Genomic DNA, 16,249 nt, shown 5'->3' with positions numbered 1-16,249 from the left:
CGCTGCAGGCGGCTGGGCACTGGCTGTCCTCACTCAGCTCTCACTCATCGCCTCCGGGGCCCCGGCGGCTGTCACCCCGACGCGCAGCAGGGCAGCAATCACCTCAACAGTCTCCTCGATCACCTCGGCCATCGTGTTGTCGACGACCTCCCGGTAGTTCGGGCAGTGCGCTTCCAGCCAGACGGCTGAGGCAATCTCCCCGCTCTCCGGTTCATCGACGATGTCCGCGAACTCCTCGATCTCTGCGTCGGACAGTGCGGCGCACAGGCGCTTGCCCACCCGCAGCTCCAGCTCGCTGTAGACCCGCGCCACCAAGCCACGCGCGTCCTCCTCACCGAGCCGCCCGATCTCCTCCGGTGTCAGCGTCTTCGCCATCTCGGCGAACAGGGTCTCATGGAGCTTAATCAACCTAGCCTTCATTATGTCTCCTCGTGTCTCGTTCTTTGTTCCGCTGCGTGCGGCGCTGCGACGGGCTCACCTGCTGTGGACGGACGGTGGTGTCACGCGGGCTCGTCAGAGGAGGTCTTCCCCGTCTCCTCCTGCATCCGGGCGCGCTTCTCCAACCACTCCTCGAGGAAGGACTTACCGGGGCTACCGGACGACGACGTCGACGTCGACCTCTGGCGGTTCTTCCGGATCATGGCTTCCAGGTCGTCACCGGTGAGGGGGTGCACTGTCCCTAGAGCGGCCAGGCGCCGACGGAAGTCTGCCTCCGCCTGCTGGGCCCGGGCCTCGCCCGCCCCGGGGTCGCTCTGCTCGGCAGCCATCACGCGCTCGTTGTGGTCGACCCGCAGGGTGAAGGCCTGGGTCTGCCCGGCAGGAGTCGCCAACGTCGTGGCGGCACGCATATTGGGCAGGCGACTCAGGGAGCCGCCGGCCCAGGTGCCGATCCGCTCGGCCACCCGGGGCGCGTCCTGCAAGGAGGCGCGCAACGCGACGACGCTTGAGGCGTTGGCCTCCAGGGCCTCCGCCAGAGTCGGGCTGAGCTGGCCCATGTGCTGGTGGGCCAGCAGCAGGCTCATGCCGAACTTGCGCCCCTCGGCGAGCATCTCGGGCAACCCGCCGGCGGAGAACAGCTGCACCTCGTCCACGGCCACCAGGTGCGGCAGCTCCCAGTCGCGCCGCTCCCCCATGGCCATCGTGTGCTCCATCAGCCAGGTCATCCCGATGAAACGGGCCTGCTCAGCCCCGACCCGAGGCGCCGCCAGGTCGATCAGCAGCACGTCACCGCGGCGCATGACCTCGGAGATGTCGATCATCTCCATCCCCGAGCCCATGACGTTACGCATGAGACGGGACCGGACGAGCCGGTCGAACTTGGAGGTCACCCACGCCAGCAGGTCGCTGAACTCGTCGGAGGTGTTCTCCACGAGTTCCGAACGCAGCGCCCGGGCCAGGATGGGGTCCTTGGCGGAGACCGCGCCGGCTACCAGACGCACCCGTTCGCGATCGAGCAGGACCTCCGGGACCAGGCTAATAGTGGCGCGGTCGCCCAGGAGCAGGTGGAGGGCATCCATGACCTGCCGGAAGCAGCGCTCGAAACGCGGCCCGATGATACCCTTGCGGTGCGGGTCGTAGATCTCGTAGAACATCTCGATGATCTCGGCAGTCACGAGGTCGTGGGCTCGGCCCGAGAAGGGGTTCATGGGAACCGGATGGTCCAGGTCCCCGACCCGGACCACGTGCAGCCGGCGCCCCTGCGGCAGGACCAGCTCGCGCAGCAGCCGGTCAACCTGAGGGCCATGCGGGTCGATCACCGTGACCCCCATGCCCTGACGGACGCACTCGCCGATGACGGCGGCGGTGAAGGTCGTCTTGCCGGATCCTGACGCCCCAATGATGTGCATGTGCTGGGTGGTCTGGATCACCCCCATCGCGACTTCGACCTCCCGCCCGGCGGAGTCCAGGCCCGTTCCGAGACGGATCCCGTCCTCGGGAAACGCCTCGGCCAGCGGGACGTCAGGAACCGTGGAGGTGGAGCAGCGCAGACCGATCACCTCGGTGACCTCACCGGCCACCGGTACCCGCACCAGCCCCTGAGCCATACCGCGCGGCACCGCGTGCCCCTCAAGGAAGCCTTCGCTGCCGTGCCAGAGCCGGTGGCGCTCCTGGGGCGTGTCCACCGTCCTGAGCGCGATGTCACTGGCCAACCATCCCAGAGTGGCGGCCAGTCGCGCGGGAATGGAGCTGCCGTCGTCGACGCCCACCAGCACCCGCATCCGTACCGGCACTCCCAGGTAGCGCATGGTGCTCTCCATCGAGGCGCGACCCTCGGTGCGCAGGAGCATGTCCTCCAGCATGAGACGCTCGACCTCGCTGGCCGACGCCAGGTGCACGCGCACGCTGCCGCCGGTCGAACGCAGCACCCGCACCAGCGGGATACCGGAGGTCGTGAGCTGGTTGGGCCAGGTGGACAGGGAACGGCCCGCCGTCGGGTCACTGCTGCCGACGGTGCCGTCAAGGACCAGCAGCGGCGAGCCACCCGTGCGACCGAGCTCGGGCGAGGCAGAAGGCATGAAGCGGGGCCGGACGGCGGCCTCCGCCACCACCTCGCACAAGACCGCCGGGGCCGGGCACGACGGCGTGGCTGCAACGTCCTCCTTCCAGGAGTGGACTCCCTCCGAGCACCACCGAAGGTCCTCATCGAAAGTCGACCCGGCGCCGACGGCGTCAACACGGACCACAACCTCACCGTCGCGCTCAGCACTCAGAGTCAGGGTGACCACAGCCTGCGGCGGCTGCTCGGCGACAACGGCCAGCAGTCGTGCCGTGGCAAGGTCGGCGACGCGTTCGGGCGCCGTCTGGCGGGTCAGCTCCTCAAGAATGAAGGTCCGTCTCCTCAGCGTCTCCGGGATGGATCTGGCAACCTCATGGGTGTTCATCGTCGTCTCCTTGGGAGTGAAATGGGTTCTGTCACCCCTCGGGAGCGGTGCTGATTCACCCCGGTCCCAGCAGCAGCCGCCCCACACCCAACAGGACAGGAGGGGAAGATCTCCGGTTTCGATCCGGACAGAACGGGGCTGCTACTCTCTGCCCAGCGCCTGTTACCCAGAGCACAAGGAGCGCTCGCAATGTCCACCTTGTCGTCGCTCACTGACGAGTACGCCGACGATTCGCTGGTCTTCACCCCGGAAGACCAGGAACCGGACCTCGACGACTACGGTGACGAGCCCGACACCTCTGTCGACCGCGATACCTCAGGCGAGGAAGAGGACGACCCGTGGGACGACGAGATGCGTCATCTTCCCTCCCGACGCGCGCCCCGGTTGGAAATGTTCCTGTCGACACCCGCCTCCGCGGTCGTCAAAGACGCCTGGGCCACGGTGTCGGAACTGGACCCCGCACTGTTCGGGAGGTGGACGGAAAGGCCCGGGCGGCGGGGGCGCCAGCCCTCCACCCGCATGACCGGCGTCCCGGAGCAACGCTTCCGTGCAGTGGTGCTGCGTTGCGTGCTCAAAGGTCATCTGAACAACGTCGGCGCCGTCGTTGACCTCAAGTCCCTGACCAGGGACCAGCCGGACCTCGACTACACCTACCTCAACCACGGGGACGCTCGGACCGTCCGCGATCTCATCGTCGGCAACGGTGAGCAATTCCGAAAGGCCCTGCTCTGGGTCGAGCTCCTGGAGAACCGCTTCACCGCCGCCCCGCCGCGATGTCCCGATCTGACGACCAAGCAGGTTCGACGTCGGCAGTTCCTGCGCGTCGTCTGGGCCGAGCTCGCCGCACTCCCTGACCCCACCGTCCTGAACGCTCACTCGCCGCACGTCACGGACCTGCTGGACACGATCGTCGCCCACCTCAACACCCAGGTCAGAGCCGCCGACGCCCGCACGCTCCTGCAGAGCCAGCCCGTTCACGACCACGTCCTCGCCTCATTGAGCACATGGACGCCGATCCCCGAGGCCATCGAGGCCACCTCAACCGACGCGCTACGCCGCTGGGCGCGGCAGCTCGTGTTCGCCTCCGAGGCCCAGGCCTCCGCGTCGCTGGGCGCACTCGGCAACGGACTCCCAGAGGACCTGAGCCAGGCGGAGCTTACCGCCCAGCTCGTCAGCCTTGCACGCGCCCATCTCGTCCACCCGGAGGAGACCTCGGCTCTCCGCCGTCAGCCCGTCATCGACTCCGCAGCTCGCGGGAGGCAGGACCACCTCAGCGCAGCCCCGCTCAACCAGGCCCTGTACCAGCGCCTTCAACCCGCCTTCCGCAACGGCGCCCCCTTAGGCGTGACCTACCGGTCCCTCCCTAGACAGCTTGAGGCCGAGGGCCAGCGATGCGCCACCTGGATCGGGGTGGAGTCGCCCCTTGCCCGTCTGACACTCCTGCTCGGCTTCGAAGTGGTCCTGGGAATCATGACGATGCTGGCGGCGTGGTCATCTCTTTCCAGGGGGGTGCCCAAGGACTCGCTGTACCGACGCGTGGCCAACAGCGCCCGGCGTTTCGGCAGCCTAAGAATGGAAACCGCCCCCTCGCACGCCATCACCAGCCGCACGTCCAGGACCTACCAGAGCATCATCGCTGTCATGGAGACCGAGTACATGCGGCGTCTGTGGCGTGCAGTCCACCGGCGTGAGTTCACCGGCATCGGGGCGGCCCTCGACCTGCCCACGATCACCACGACGCTGACAGGCACCATGCTCACCATCACCAGCTGGGTGAACGCGTCCTACGAGGCCGAGCAACGGCGCGGCGTCGACGAGGCCATGAGGCTCGGGTCCCGCACGGAGGAACGCACCCGGCCGGTCGCGCACCCGGCGCAACCACTGGTGAGCTATCTGTCCGGTTACCTGCACGACGCCTCGCGCACGCCAGATCCCGTTGCTACCGAAGCAGCCATGGCCTTCGAGGCGTATCTCCAGGCGAGGCCCCCCGCCCACCGTAATCGTCGCACCAGCACACCGTCACAGTCACGAAGGACGAGTCACGCCGACCTTGCCAGACTGGCCATCGAGACCGCCTCCACGATCCGCTCATGCTGCGACGCCTCCGCCGACCTCGACAAGCGTCGCGGGCAGGCCACGTACGACGACATCCTCGACCTCATCCAAGGGATGTGATCCGTCTTGAAGAGTATGCGCCCTCCTGTCCTGAGCGCCCCCACCGGCGATCCCCTGGACACGGTCCACCTCATCCTTGAACAGGACGAGCTCGTCATCGCCCCGGCCGCGCTCGTACCCGAGGAGGAACTGCTGCGGCCAGTCCTGCCCGTGGACGGGGGCTGGCTGTGCGTGGAGCTGCGCACTCGGTCCGGATCCCGCGTCCACCCCGGATACATGGGCGGGGCCTTCGACACCGACGACGTCCCGCTGTGGGTCGAACTCGTCTACGGGCACGACGTCGTGGAGGCCGCACGCGAGCTGCTCGCCTCGCGCGCAGCGGGCCGGTCGCAGGACCGCGCCGTCGTCGAGACCCGGTGGCACTCCGAGCCGACGGCAACCACTCGCTGCCTTGCGCGTCTCACCCTGGGCATGTGGATCCGCCGCTACTGGCCGAGCCCCGTCGCTGTGCCGCTGCCCCAACCCGATCCGGCCCTGCTGGACCTGGAGCTGGCCTCCCTGTCCTTGCGCGGGCAGGTGCCGGGCTGCTTCGGCCTGGGCAGCATCACCAGCGCGGTCCTGGGGGACTCGGCCGCCATCGTGCCGACTCTGGCGCAGCACGTCATCGACGGCAGTGCCGCCACACACCTTCACCGGCGCCTCCGGGTGGTGCTGCGCGACCTGCTTGGCTGGCTGCTCGATCTCGGTAACCCGGATCAGGAGCCCGAGACCGAGGACTCACCACAGGCCCGTCTGGCACAGCTCCATAACGAGCTGGCAGACCCACATGGCCTGTTGAGCGGTGACGACGATGACGAGGACATGTGGGGCCTCGCCGCAGGGGCACGGCCCCGTCCCGCAGCCGAGCACGCCGCCAACCAGAAGACGAGGCACGACTCGGTGGACTGGGGGGTCAACGAGCAGGGGCTGCTGGACACGGACTCGAGCTCGGTCACCTGGGAGCACGACAACGGCTCATTGCGCGTATCGGTCCGGCTGAGCCCGCACCGGCGGCCCGACGACGCCCTGCCGCAGGTCTACGCACGCGCCTACCGCAGGGGCACCACCCTCCCCCTGCTCATCGACCTGGCTGTCGACGACGACGGCCGCCACCTCGTGGGGGCACGCGGCTGCGACCAGGGGGACATCGACTGCGTGGACATCGTCTCGGTGGAGCGACCCGAGCCAGCGCTTCGCGGCGCGGAGCGCCACGGCATGGTACGCGAGCAGGAGGAGGCGACCGCGTGGGCGAGGGACAGGCGCTCGTTGCTGTTCGCAGCCAGGCGGCACGAGCCGGACGGGGAGCTTCCCGACAACCCGGTCCCCGCGGACCTGGAGCTGGTCACCGGTGAGGCGTGGCTGGCTGAGCGGACAACGGTCGACGCCCTGTGCGAGCCCGCGGAGTACCGGCACGATGACGGAGGTTACTGACGATGGAGACCCTTGAGTTCATTCTGCACGGTGTCGACGCCCCGTCGGGCACCTACCTCGCCTGGGAGTCAGCGCAGTGCCCGCCCGCCTTCGCGGTCCTGGAACGCTCCCGGCTCGTCGAGGTCACCCAGGCCCTGGCCAGGGCACTGCCCGACTACATCGACGACGACGGTGCCGCCACCCCGTCCGAGTCCTTCGACGACGTCTTCCCCCCACTCGCGGTTCCGTCGAGGCGCTCCAGCGCTCGCATCGACCACCGGCCCTTGGAGGCCGGGCTCAGCGGCGAGGACACCAACCGGTTCCTGCGTGTGGCCCGAGGCCCGCTTCTGTCACCTGAGGCCGAGCTCAGGCTCATGAGCGACGTCGCTGAGGCCGTTCTGCCCGAGGGCTTCGTCCGCTCGGTGCTCGAAGCAGCCGAGGACGGGTCACGGCGCGTGCTCGTCGTGCTCAACACCCCGCCGTCGTGCGGGCAGGTCCCCTGGGAGCTGCTGCCGACGGGACGGCAGACCGCCGACGGGCACGCCGAACGGCTCCTGGATGTGGTCGATGTGGTGACGATGGGCGCGATCCTCTCGCGCGACGCCGACCCCACCGTCGCGCACCCGTTCTGGGAGAATGTCAAGGACGCCCCTGCGCTCTACCTCATCCAGCCCTGGAACCCTGCAACCAGCGGCCCAGGCGTCCTGTCCAGATCCTCGCTCAGGCAGTGGGACCAGCGCGTGAGCAACCGCGGATCGCTCGGGCTGGCGCCCGATCGCAGGCGGGAGCGTGCTGACCGCATCTGGTTGTCCTCGGTGCTTCGTCGTGACGATAGCGTGGCCGCGCCGGACAACAACCGGCCCTTGTCCCACCTGCTCTACGTGGGGCATATGACCGGAGACGGCATGAGCTCTCGGCTCCAGCTCGCCGACGACGCCGAGGTCTTCGGCCGGACGCCCCTCGACGCTGCCGGCTGCCGCTGGTTCTCCGCCGACGACCTCGTCCACGGCACGTGGAAGTGGAGCGAGTACGCGGCGCATCAGCAGTACCAGCACCGCGAGACCGGAGCCCGTATCGATATCGGCACCCGCTGGCCCACTGGCGTCGACGTCGCCCAGGAGGCAGACAGTGTCACCCCCTTCGACGCCCCGGAGGAGAAGCACGGTCTCATCCTGTGGCCGATGCCTCCGCGCGTCGGCCTGGTGGCCTGTCAGTCGGGCACCGAGCCGCGCCAGCTTGAGCCATTCGGGATGGTGACCGCGATTCTCGAGGCCGGTGCCGAGCTCGTCATGGCCACGCGGTGGACGATGCTCACGGACCGCTTCTTCCAGCAGGTCAGTCAGGACCCGACCGTCCGGCCGTTCTTCGACCTGTCAGTCGTGGTGGATGAGTGTCTGCAGGCCGCGAACCCGGTGCGAGAGATGAACGAGTGGAAGCGTGCGAGCCTCCGCCGGTGGCGGGAGCAGCCGACCACGGCGGGCTCGCCGTTGACCTGGGCGGGGCTCACCGCCTTCCGCGCCCCCGACCGCTCGGTCTCACATGCCGGTGCGGTCGACGTCGACGAGCGGGCTCACTGATCCCTGAGAACCGGTGCCCCACCGGATCACTAGGGGCGGACGGCGGCCCGCTGCCGTCCGCCCGGTTCTCGCGGCACAACCACGTGGTTGGGGCCGGGCTCACCGCCCGGCCCCAACCACCTTTCCCTGTCAGTTGTACTTGATGCCGCACACGGGGCAGCGCACGAATCGCTGCGGGTAGGCGATCTCAGCGCCGCAGCCCCGGCAGATGTACATGGCGTAGGCCAGCAGCCTGCTCATCACGACCCTCCTTCCTCACTCACTTGGTCTTAGAACACGCGGGAATCTGCGAGCAGCTGTGAGTTGAGTACTGGTTTGCTCGCGCCTCCTTGCACCATGCGCACTGGCAGTTGCAGGTGGCCATCGTTGACACCCCCTTCCTTCAGCTGGAGTTCCTCTGACACCTGTACTGACGGATGGCGGCGGTCGCGGCGCGATCCGCCCCATGGCGGATGGAGCGCTACCGCGCTCCAGGAGGGTGAGACACTCGTTCCCGGCCCGCCGTCCTCGGCGAGCCGCCTGCAGACGCACGTGCCCGAAGGAAGCGGGGGAGGCCGTCATGACACGCTCATCGACTGCGCAGGAAGCGCTCGCCCGCGCAACGGAACTATACGAGCGGGGGAACGAGAGCGTTGACTCCTTGAGATACTTTGAGGCCGTCACCTTCTTCCGACTGGCCCGTGACGCCTTCATGGAGGTGGAGCGTCCTCATTCGTCCATCGAGTACGCTCACTGCCTCGCCAACCTGGCCCTGAGCCTCGACGCACTCAATGAGCACGACGAGGCCCGTGACCTCTACGAGGCGTCGCTCACGGCCATCGGCCGCTACGAGCGTCACCACCCCACTGATCGTCTGCGCTGCCTGCGAGACCGAGTGGGCATCATGACAAACCTGGCCGGCATCCTCTGCAAGGAGAATCGTCTGGCCGAGGCGGAGGCTCTCTTCCGACAGGCCCTTGAGCAGCTCGAGGAGGTCCCCGACAGCGATCTTGATCGTGCTCGGACGGCGCTGCGTCTGTCCGAGGCTCTCGCGGACCAGGAGAACCTCGTCGAAGCAGAGCGCTTCTGCCGGGAGAGCCTGGCTGTCTTCATTCACGCCGAGGGTTGCGAGATCGACCTCGGACGAGCGCTGTCGAACCTCGGCGTCATCGAGATGGAGCAAGGCGATCTCCCCGCCTCGGTGGAGTCGTTTCGTCGCGCGCTGCACTACCTGGAGGGCGCTGACGGGTCCGGCCCCGACCATGCGTGCGCGCTGGTCAACCTCGGCAACGCACATCGAAAGTCTGGCAGGCTCTCGGACTCGGAGCTCGCCTACCGCGACGCACTGAGGATCTTCGACCAGACCGAGGGCGCAGGGTTCAATCGGGCCTACACCGTGCAGAACCTCGCCCTGACGACGATGGAGCAAGGACGGTGGGAGACGTCCGAGGAACTGTTCACCCAAGCGCTCCACGACTACGCCAAGCTAGGCATTCCCGCCGCAGAGCGTGCCCGAACGATGATGAACCTCGCCATGGTCCAGCGCCAGCAGGATCGTTCCTCGCAGGCCGAGACCCAGTGCCGGGAGGCACTGGATCTGCTCGACAAAGACGAAGGACCGCAGTCTCTCGTCGGTACCACGTGGCTCAACCTGGCTAACACCTTGAAGGATCAGGACCGGCTTGCCGACGCCGAGGAAGGCTATCGTCGAGCCCTCCAGGAGTTCGCGGCCGGTGAGGCAGGCCTCGACAATCAGGCGCTGACCGTGCTGAACCTAGCCGTCGTCATCGCAGACCAGGGGAGGTACCCCGAGGCCGCCGCCCTGTTCGCCCAGGCCCGCGGATGGTTCCACGAGTTGGGGATGCGATTTGAGACCGGAGTCGTCGACTACGAGGAGGCGCAGGCCTGTCTGCGCTTGTCTCATGGTGCTGATAACGCCCGTGAGCGCTCTGACCTGCTCCGGCGAGCCCAGGCGCTGTCGGTTGAGGCGGCGAGGGACGCAGAGCGTCGGCGTTTCCAGTTTCCGGACGAAGAAGGCAGAGTCCTGTGGATCAACCGAGTGGCACAGCCGTCCATGGACTTCGCGCTGCTGGTTGCCTCCGAGGCCGGCGACGCGGCACTCATCGGTGAGCTGGTGGCGACCTGGCGCATGGCCGGTACCGTGTCTGCCTCGCAAGAATCGTCCGATCCGGCACCGGCGGGCCGACCGTGGACCTACGGCGTCGAGACCCTCCAGCTCTCCGAGGCCGGATCCTCACTCCTACCGGAGAGCCTGGCCGCGGGAACGCTGAGCCACGCCGATTTGTCAGCACGGATTCGGCGTTCGGCCGGGCCGCGGCTGTCGCTTCCCTTCCGCAGCCGCATCGCCCTGGGCGACTACTCCGCCTCCGACGACGATCCCGACACTCACCCGCACACCGTCCGCCCAGTCAGCCGCTACCGGTGAAGCGGACGAGGCGCGGCGGTGGGGTACGGTGAGTCGTCCCACCGGGCTCCACCGCGGCGTCCTGGTTCAGCTTGCCTCGATGATCACGACCCTGTTGGCACGGGCGGCCGCCTCGATCAGGGTACCGGTTTCGTCGACGTCGTTGACGCGCCCAGGGCACTGCGCCCCCTTGCCCTGCACGGTGACCGAGGCGGCGGGAACGCCGTTGGCGACGAGCAGGTCAGCCACCGCCTGAGCCCGGTCGGTACTCAGAGTCTGGCGCCCCTCAGGTGTACCCGCCATCGCCGTGCAACCGGTGACGACCGTACGGGTAAGCCTGGAGGCCGCGATCTGGCCTGCCACGGATGCCACCGTGGTCTGCGCCGCCGCAGGGTCCAGGAACGTTGCCGCGTCGGCGACGAAGGGGAGCACTGACTCAGGCAGGCTCACCGTCAGACCGCCGAGCGACGTCGGGGATGGGTCCACGGGGGTGACATCCGGCAGGTCGGCGGGAGCATTCGTCGTCGCCATTCCCCGGGGCACGATGTCCAGGGTCCCACCGGCGCTTTCGACCACCGTCTGCCAAATGCCTTCCAGACGGGACTGGGCGGCCTCATCCAGCCTCCCCTGGAGCGAGGCGGTCTCGCCCATTCCGTACCAGCGCAGGGTCACCCCCGTGAGGTCGGGCAGCATCCGCGCGCTCGCCATGGCGCTGACACTGGCCGCGACGTCGGCGTCGGTGGACAGCAGGCCCGTCTGGGGAAAGGAGGCTGAGCCGACCGTCGGCAGTCCGTTATCGATGACGATAATGGTCGGGTGGTCGCTGCCTCGGACCTCGTCGGCGGCGTCAGCGATCCCGGCAAGCACGTCCGCCTCCGGGGACTCGGCCACCGAGGACGCCAGGTGCTCGCGGATACTCTTGGCGAGGGCCACACGGTCCTGCTTGGTCACCTGAGGGTTCGAGGTGCGCACCTTCAGCGAGAGCTGCCCGACGGTGGTGGGCTCGCCGTCGGTGGAGTGGAAGGTCACCACGCCGTTCGTCCCGACGGCATCGAGAATCTCGCCATCCAGCGGCGAGGGCTTCCAGACGTCCAAGGCGGGTTGGTTCGCCCGGGTGGAGTAGACGAACGCGATGCGCTCCCGGGGGTTGGAGGCCATCGAGGAACCGCCGACGTCGCAGGCGGTCAGCGTGGTGCCGCCCAGAACGAGGGCAAGGACGATGGAACAGTACGTGATCAGGCGCCGTGCGCCACGATGGTGTCTCATGCCACTTCTGACGGACGAGGGTCTGTGGGGACCCGCGAGGGGCGGTGACGCGAGTCCACTCGAGAGATCCACCTCATGACCGTGCCTACAGCGAAGCCACGCGCTCACTCAGGCCTGTCATACGCCACTCAGCTGGCCCTACCGCGCACGACACTCCCCCATCCGTCCGAAAGACCATGGACAGCACGCATTCCCCCTCTGTCACTCCCCAGCACCGCACCCGGCTCGGCCTGAGCACACCGAGTGACCGTCCTGGACATGCACCGGACCCCAAGCAGGCAGAGCGCCAGGGCCGGCGTGACCACCGGACGGTCGTCCGCGACGACGGAACCACCCCCTGGATCTCAGCAGAGGTCAACCGTACCAACGCGGCCATCCAGCTCGTCTCGGAGGAGCTGCACGACAGCGTCGCCGATGTCGACGCATCTATCGCCGTTGACGTCGAGCGCATCCGCTCCCTGGGGCACCCGACGTCGTCCATCCCACCCCCACCCACGACGGCAGGCACTCCGTTGGAGACCTACCGCATCCTGCAGGCCCAGCGGGCAGCGGCGGCCCGCGCCCAGGCCGACGCCGCCGATCTACGGGCCGCACGAGAGCGCCTGTCCTCATCCCTGGAGACCCGCCGCTTTCTCCATGACCAGGCCCGAGACCTCGTCCGAGAGCTGGCCGCCATCAGCTCCAGCCGTATCGCGGCATACCGCCGGGGCCTGGAGCGCGGCCCCTGGTGGACCCGGTTCGTCGGGGCGCGACGGGTTATCGGCGCGCCGATCCCCGTCTGCCAGCCCACGGTCCACTGGTACGAGAACGACCTGCCCTTCCTGCACACCCACATCACCGACGACGTCGATGTCATCGCCTGGCGGTGGTCCCCGTTCCGAGACCCCACTCTGGACCCGGCGACCGGGCACTGACCATCAGCCTACGTGATCCACTGAGGAGACAACGATGAAGTACTTCTTCCCTGCACTGACGGGTATGAACCGCCGAACGCTCGTTGAGAGCGACCTGACTGCACACTCCGATGACGCCAGTGCTCTGACGGCACAGGTACCGACCACGCCGGCCAACCACGCCACCTTCCTGGCCATCGCCGAACAGCAGGCCATCGCCGACGCCAACAGCCCGATCCATGACGCCGACTCCCTGAGTACTGGCACACGACAGCTGGAGTACCTCAAGCGGCTCGCGAGCTGGGGGCAGGTCAAGGTCTCCGAAGCCAGGATTCGCGCGAATGAGGACTGCCTCAACCAACTGAGCATGATCGGAGCCCTCAAGGCTACCTTGCGCCAGCAGCAGGAGGCCGAGAAGCGCACCGCCCGAGCGAAGGCTGAGGCTGATGAGGCAAGAGCCGCCTGCATCGCCAGCATCGGCTCTTCCGCCACCGCCAGGGTCGAGAAGAAAAGTTACGTCTTGCGGCACTTCGGGCTGCTGAGCGCCGTCGTCGTCGCCTTCGGCGGCGAGATCCTGTTCAACTACATGGGCCTGAGCTTCTTGGGGCTCGGGGTCGTGGAAACCTACATCATCGCCGGCGCCCTGGCCATCATCCTGTTCGCCGCCGCGCGGCAGGTCGCCTGCTCGTTCCAGGACCGGCACCCGGCGAAGTGGCTGGCGCTGGGAAGCTTCCTCGTCGTGCTGGTGTGCGTCTCGGTCATGCTCACCGCGCTACGGGATGCCGCCATCACCCAAGCGGCTTCAGACCTTTCAGGGCTCGGGCCTTCGGACGCAGGCGCTGCGACGACGGGCAAATTTCTCAAAGTAGCGACCACCGCAGGGCTCACGACCATGCAGATCGCCTTTCCTCTGACCATCGCCTTCATCGAGCTCCTCGACACACCCGAGGCCAAGGTGTACCACCAAGCCCTGCGAAAGGTCGAGACGCTGACGACAAAGGAGAACCGCCTCAAGCAGAAGTATCCTGACCTCCCCGAGAGGATCGAGGCCGCCGAGATACGCTCCAAAGCGGTGGATGAGCGAATCCAGAACGAGATCGAGCTCATCGGACATGCCGTGGCAGACGCCCAGAACGTCTACATCACGACCTTCATCCACACAGTAGGAAGTCCCGAGGTCACGACCGCCATGGACATCCGTCTGGACGCCATCGAGCAGCAAGTCTCCCCCGACCAGGAGGGCTGAGCGATGCGGTGGACCACGTGGACTTGGATCCCCAGAAGGAACAGGTCGTCCGAGCGGTGCCCGTACTGTGAGAACAAGCTCGTGCCGTGTCCGTCATGCCAGGGCAGCTGGCGCACCGGCTGCCACCAGTGCGGTGCTGGCGTCGTGTGCCCTGAGCACCGAGCCTTCTGGCTGGTGTAGAGCCGAGACAGCGACCACCCGGGCAAACCGCCCGACGAGTCGCCCACTTGGACTGCTGGGTGTTTTTCGGACACTGCTTGAGGCTTATTCACAGCATCCGTTGAAGGTGCTGTGACCCGCGAAGATGCTGGCGTCGGCTGACTCTGTGAATAAGTCTCACTCAGCCCAGCGGCATACTCCACGACGATGGCTCGTTTTCTTATAGAGCTTTTGTCTGGCGAAAAGAATTCGCCCACAAGAACGAGCCATCACCCCTGCGTAACACACCCACCCAAACCCCAACACCCTCCCCTGAATAACCTTCTGGGTCTGCACGAACTGAGGTGAGGCCTGAATAAACGACGGTGGGCGACCCCGAAGTGCTCGGGATCGCCCACCGTCATCAGCTGTGGTTGCGGCTGCGCCGCTCCTCAGTCCGACTCAGCGCACGGGCTTGCGGACCTCGGCGGAGAGGAACCAGGCCTGCTGCTCGAGCTTGCCGATGAGGTCCTCCACGATGCCGGAGGAGGTGGGGTCCTCGGAGTCGACGTCCTCGTCCACGCCGCGCAGGGTGGCGACGACGGCCTCGATGGCGGAGACGATGTAGGCGACGCCCTCGCTCGTGAGGATCTCGCCCTCGGGGGCAGCCGGGAGGGTGGTGGCGGCGGAGACGGTGGCCGGGCGGCCGTCGGGGACGGCGTTGATGGCGCGCATGCGCTCGGCGACCTCGTCGGAGCCGGCGCGAGCGATGTCGACGACCTCGTCAAGGTTGAGGTGGACGTCGCGGAAGTTCGGGCCAACGATGTTCCAGTGGATCTGCTTGCCGACCAGCTCGAGGGCGATGAGGTCGGTCAGGACGCGCTGGAGGTTGTCGCTCAGGGCGGCGGAGGCGGTGAAGGAGAGGTTGATGGACGGTGTTGTCATGGTGTCTGCGTTCATGGCCATCACTTTACTACGTCGCGAGTCTCCGTGGGTGTTACTTATGATTCACAGGCAAGCCATACCTCACCCGAAACCAAGGCTCACCTGCCCCGACGGGCTTCTCTGGCGATCCACTCAGCCGACCTTGCAGGTGTTCGGCTCGCCGGTCTCCTCCTCCTCGGAGGCGAGCCAGTGCCCGCCGCTGCCGGGCACCATGGTGTTCTTCGCCGGGATTCGCGCCTTGTTGGAAGGGTCGGTGACATCCGCGCCCTGTGCGTCGACGTACGTCACCTGCGTCAGGTCCACGCAGTAGGTGACGGTGGCGCTCTGGCCGTCCGCGCTCATGGCGACCTCGGAGATCGCGACCTTGACGGGGGTCTTGGCCTTCTGCCCCGTATTCTGCAAGGTGGAGGCGTCGTTGATGAGCTGCTGCTGGAGGTTGCCGGTGGTAACGGTGGGGACCTTGCTGGTGTCCTGTCCGCCGCCGACCCACAGCTTCCAGGACATTTGGTCGTAGGCCACGAAGTCCTGGAGGATCACGACCCGCTTGGCGTCGAGGCCGGCGGGGATCGCGGTGACGGTGTACCCGAGCTGGGTATCGGACAGGGAGGCCGCGGTGACGGTGCCGGCGGTGCTCGACGCCGTGACGGCGGCTGAGGAGGCCGACGTCGGCTTCCCCGCGGAGACGGCTCTGCTGGCAGGCGCCTTAGCATCGGGCTTGGAGTCCTTAGAGGAGCAGCCGGTCAGGGCCAGTGAGCCGGCGAGCAGCAGGCAGCCCAGTGCGGCGGCTCGACGACGGCCCACGGCTCGACTCGCGGGGCGGTTCTCGGCATGTGCCACGGGGGCTCCTGACTGTCGGCCGGAATCAACCCGGCGGAAACCAACCCGTTGACACTACCGCGAAGGTCACGAACATGTCTCGACCTTCGTCGCCCTCCTTGCTACACCCCTGTTCTGGCGAGGGTACGTGATGCCAACAGTCCTCAGAAGGAGGAACCAGGCCTGCTGCGCAGGCTTGCCGGTCAGGCCATCCAGGATGATGGCCGATGTCAAGGGCTCGTCATCGACAGGGACACCCTGCGCACTGGGGGACAGGTTTTCCGTCCCCCGACGCACAAACAGCCCCTGCCTGGAACGGAGTGCCCCCAGCCACGGTGAAGTGTCCCAGACAGCGTCGAAGATCCCCGTGAGGAAGCGAGCCGCCCGAGGTCTCCCCGCCCACCGCGACGAGACCGGACCAACCTGACCAACAGCCCGGGACACCAGGCCCGGGCAGTCACGGTCACCTTCGCGGTCACCTTGGCAACAGCTGGAGTCTCACCAATGGCCCACACCCC

Annotated in this window: 11 protein-coding genes; 6 read left to right on the top strand and 5 right to left on the bottom strand. The window is 67.4% G+C overall.

Translation table 11 applies throughout. From position 1 onward, the window contains the following. Positions 1-33 precede the first annotated feature (33 nt). Positions 34-420, bottom strand: a complete 387-nt coding sequence (locus HMPREF9058_RS12810; protein ID WP_050798026.1) for a DUF5663 domain-containing protein — start codon at positions 418-420, stop codon at positions 34-36. An 80-nt stretch (positions 421-500) separates the two neighbouring features. After that, positions 501-2,882: a type IV secretory system conjugative DNA transfer family protein gene (locus HMPREF9058_RS07235; RefSeq protein ID WP_009406639.1), complete on the bottom strand. Its 2,382-nt coding sequence runs from the start codon at positions 2,880-2,882 to the stop codon at positions 501-503. Between the two features lie 189 nt (positions 2,883-3,071). On the opposite strand from HMPREF9058_RS07235, the gene HMPREF9058_RS07230 reads away from it, so the two are divergent. The 4 genes from HMPREF9058_RS07230 (at position 3,072) to HMPREF9058_RS07215 (ending at position 10,448) form a co-directional block, all read left to right on the top strand. Then, positions 3,072-5,057 (top strand): hypothetical protein, encoded by a 1,986-nt coding sequence (locus tag HMPREF9058_RS07230; protein WP_009747682.1) that lies wholly within the window; start codon positions 3,072-3,074, stop codon positions 5,055-5,057. A gap of 15 nt (positions 5,058-5,072) precedes the next feature. Then, positions 5,073-6,467: a hypothetical protein gene (locus tag HMPREF9058_RS07225; protein ID WP_009406647.1), complete on the top strand. Its 1,395-nt coding sequence runs from the start codon at positions 5,073-5,075 to the stop codon at positions 6,465-6,467. A 2-nt stretch (positions 6,468-6,469) separates the two neighbouring features. Then, complete coding sequence (locus HMPREF9058_RS07220) at positions 6,470-8,023, top strand: hypothetical protein (RefSeq protein WP_009406619.1); 1,554 nt, start codon at positions 6,470-6,472, stop codon at positions 8,021-8,023. Between the two features lie 640 nt (positions 8,024-8,663). After that, complete coding sequence (locus HMPREF9058_RS07215) at positions 8,664-10,448, top strand: tetratricopeptide repeat protein (protein ID WP_043537894.1); 1,785 nt, start codon at positions 8,664-8,666, stop codon at positions 10,446-10,448. 66 nt (positions 10,449-10,514) lie between these two features. On the opposite strand, the gene HMPREF9058_RS13435 is transcribed toward HMPREF9058_RS07215, so the two are convergent. Then, positions 10,515-11,693 carry an OmpA family protein gene (locus HMPREF9058_RS13435; protein WP_009406626.1) on the bottom strand — a complete coding sequence of 393 codons (1,179 nt, stop codon included), beginning with the start codon at positions 11,691-11,693 and terminating at the stop codon, positions 10,515-10,517. Positions 11,694-11,869: 176 nt separating this feature from the next. Between HMPREF9058_RS13435 and HMPREF9058_RS12805 the strand changes: the two genes are divergently transcribed. Continuing rightward, positions 11,870-12,607 carry a hypothetical protein gene (locus HMPREF9058_RS12805; protein ID WP_009406617.1) on the top strand — a complete coding sequence of 246 codons (738 nt, stop codon included), beginning with the start codon at positions 11,870-11,872 and terminating at the stop codon, positions 12,605-12,607. Between the two features lie 34 nt (positions 12,608-12,641). Beyond that, entirely contained in the window at positions 12,642-13,832 is a 1,191-nt protein-coding gene (locus tag HMPREF9058_RS07195; protein WP_009406648.1) for a hypothetical protein, read from the top strand. Positions 13,833-14,432: 600 nt separating this feature from the next. Here HMPREF9058_RS07195 and HMPREF9058_RS07190 read toward each other — a convergent pair. Together HMPREF9058_RS07190 and HMPREF9058_RS07185 are read right to left on the bottom strand one after the other, a co-directional pair. After that, positions 14,433-14,930 carry a Dps family protein gene (locus HMPREF9058_RS07190; RefSeq protein WP_175284704.1) on the bottom strand — a complete coding sequence of 166 codons (498 nt, stop codon included), beginning with the start codon at positions 14,928-14,930 and terminating at the stop codon, positions 14,433-14,435. 117 nt (positions 14,931-15,047) lie between these two features. Then, positions 15,048-15,752, bottom strand: a complete 705-nt coding sequence (locus HMPREF9058_RS07185) for a hypothetical protein (RefSeq protein ID WP_009747695.1) — start codon at positions 15,750-15,752, stop codon at positions 15,048-15,050. Positions 15,753-16,249: the final 497 nt, after the last annotated feature.

It is taken from the genome of Actinomyces sp. oral taxon 175 str. F0384, assembly GCF_000223355.1.
GTDB lineage: Bacteria > Actinomycetota > Actinomycetes > Actinomycetales > Actinomycetaceae > Actinomyces > Actinomyces oris.
Note: the sequence above shows the minus strand (reverse complement) of the source record. Positions and strands in the feature narration are given on the sequence as shown.

Bases quoted from the DNA above. Each gene is read 5' to 3' on its own strand.
- HMPREF9058_RS12805 (WP_009406617.1), top strand. From the start codon at position 11,870: ATGGACAGCACGCATTCCCCCTCTGTCACTCCCCAGCACCGCACCCGG.
- HMPREF9058_RS07220 (WP_009406619.1), top strand. From the start codon at position 6,470: ATGGAGACCCTTGAGTTCATTCTGCACGGTGTCGACGCCCCGTCGGGC.
- HMPREF9058_RS12810 (WP_050798026.1), bottom strand. From the start codon at position 420: ATGAAGGCTAGGTTGATTAAGCTCCATGAGACCCTGTTCGCCGAGATG.
- HMPREF9058_RS07225 (WP_009406647.1), top strand. From the start codon at position 5,073: ATGCGCCCTCCTGTCCTGAGCGCCCCCACCGGCGATCCCCTGGACACG.
- HMPREF9058_RS07230 (WP_009747682.1), top strand. From the start codon at position 3,072: ATGTCCACCTTGTCGTCGCTCACTGACGAGTACGCCGACGATTCGCTG.
- HMPREF9058_RS07235 (WP_009406639.1), bottom strand. From the start codon at position 2,882: ATGAACACCCATGAGGTTGCCAGATCCATCCCGGAGACGCTGAGGAGA.
- HMPREF9058_RS07195 (WP_009406648.1), top strand. From the start codon at position 12,642: ATGAAGTACTTCTTCCCTGCACTGACGGGTATGAACCGCCGAACGCTC.
- HMPREF9058_RS07190 (WP_175284704.1), bottom strand. From the start codon at position 14,930: ATGAACGCAGACACCATGACAACACCGTCCATCAACCTCTCCTTCACC.
- HMPREF9058_RS13435 (WP_009406626.1), bottom strand. From the start codon at position 11,693: ATGAGACACCATCGTGGCGCACGGCGCCTGATCACGTACTGTTCCATC.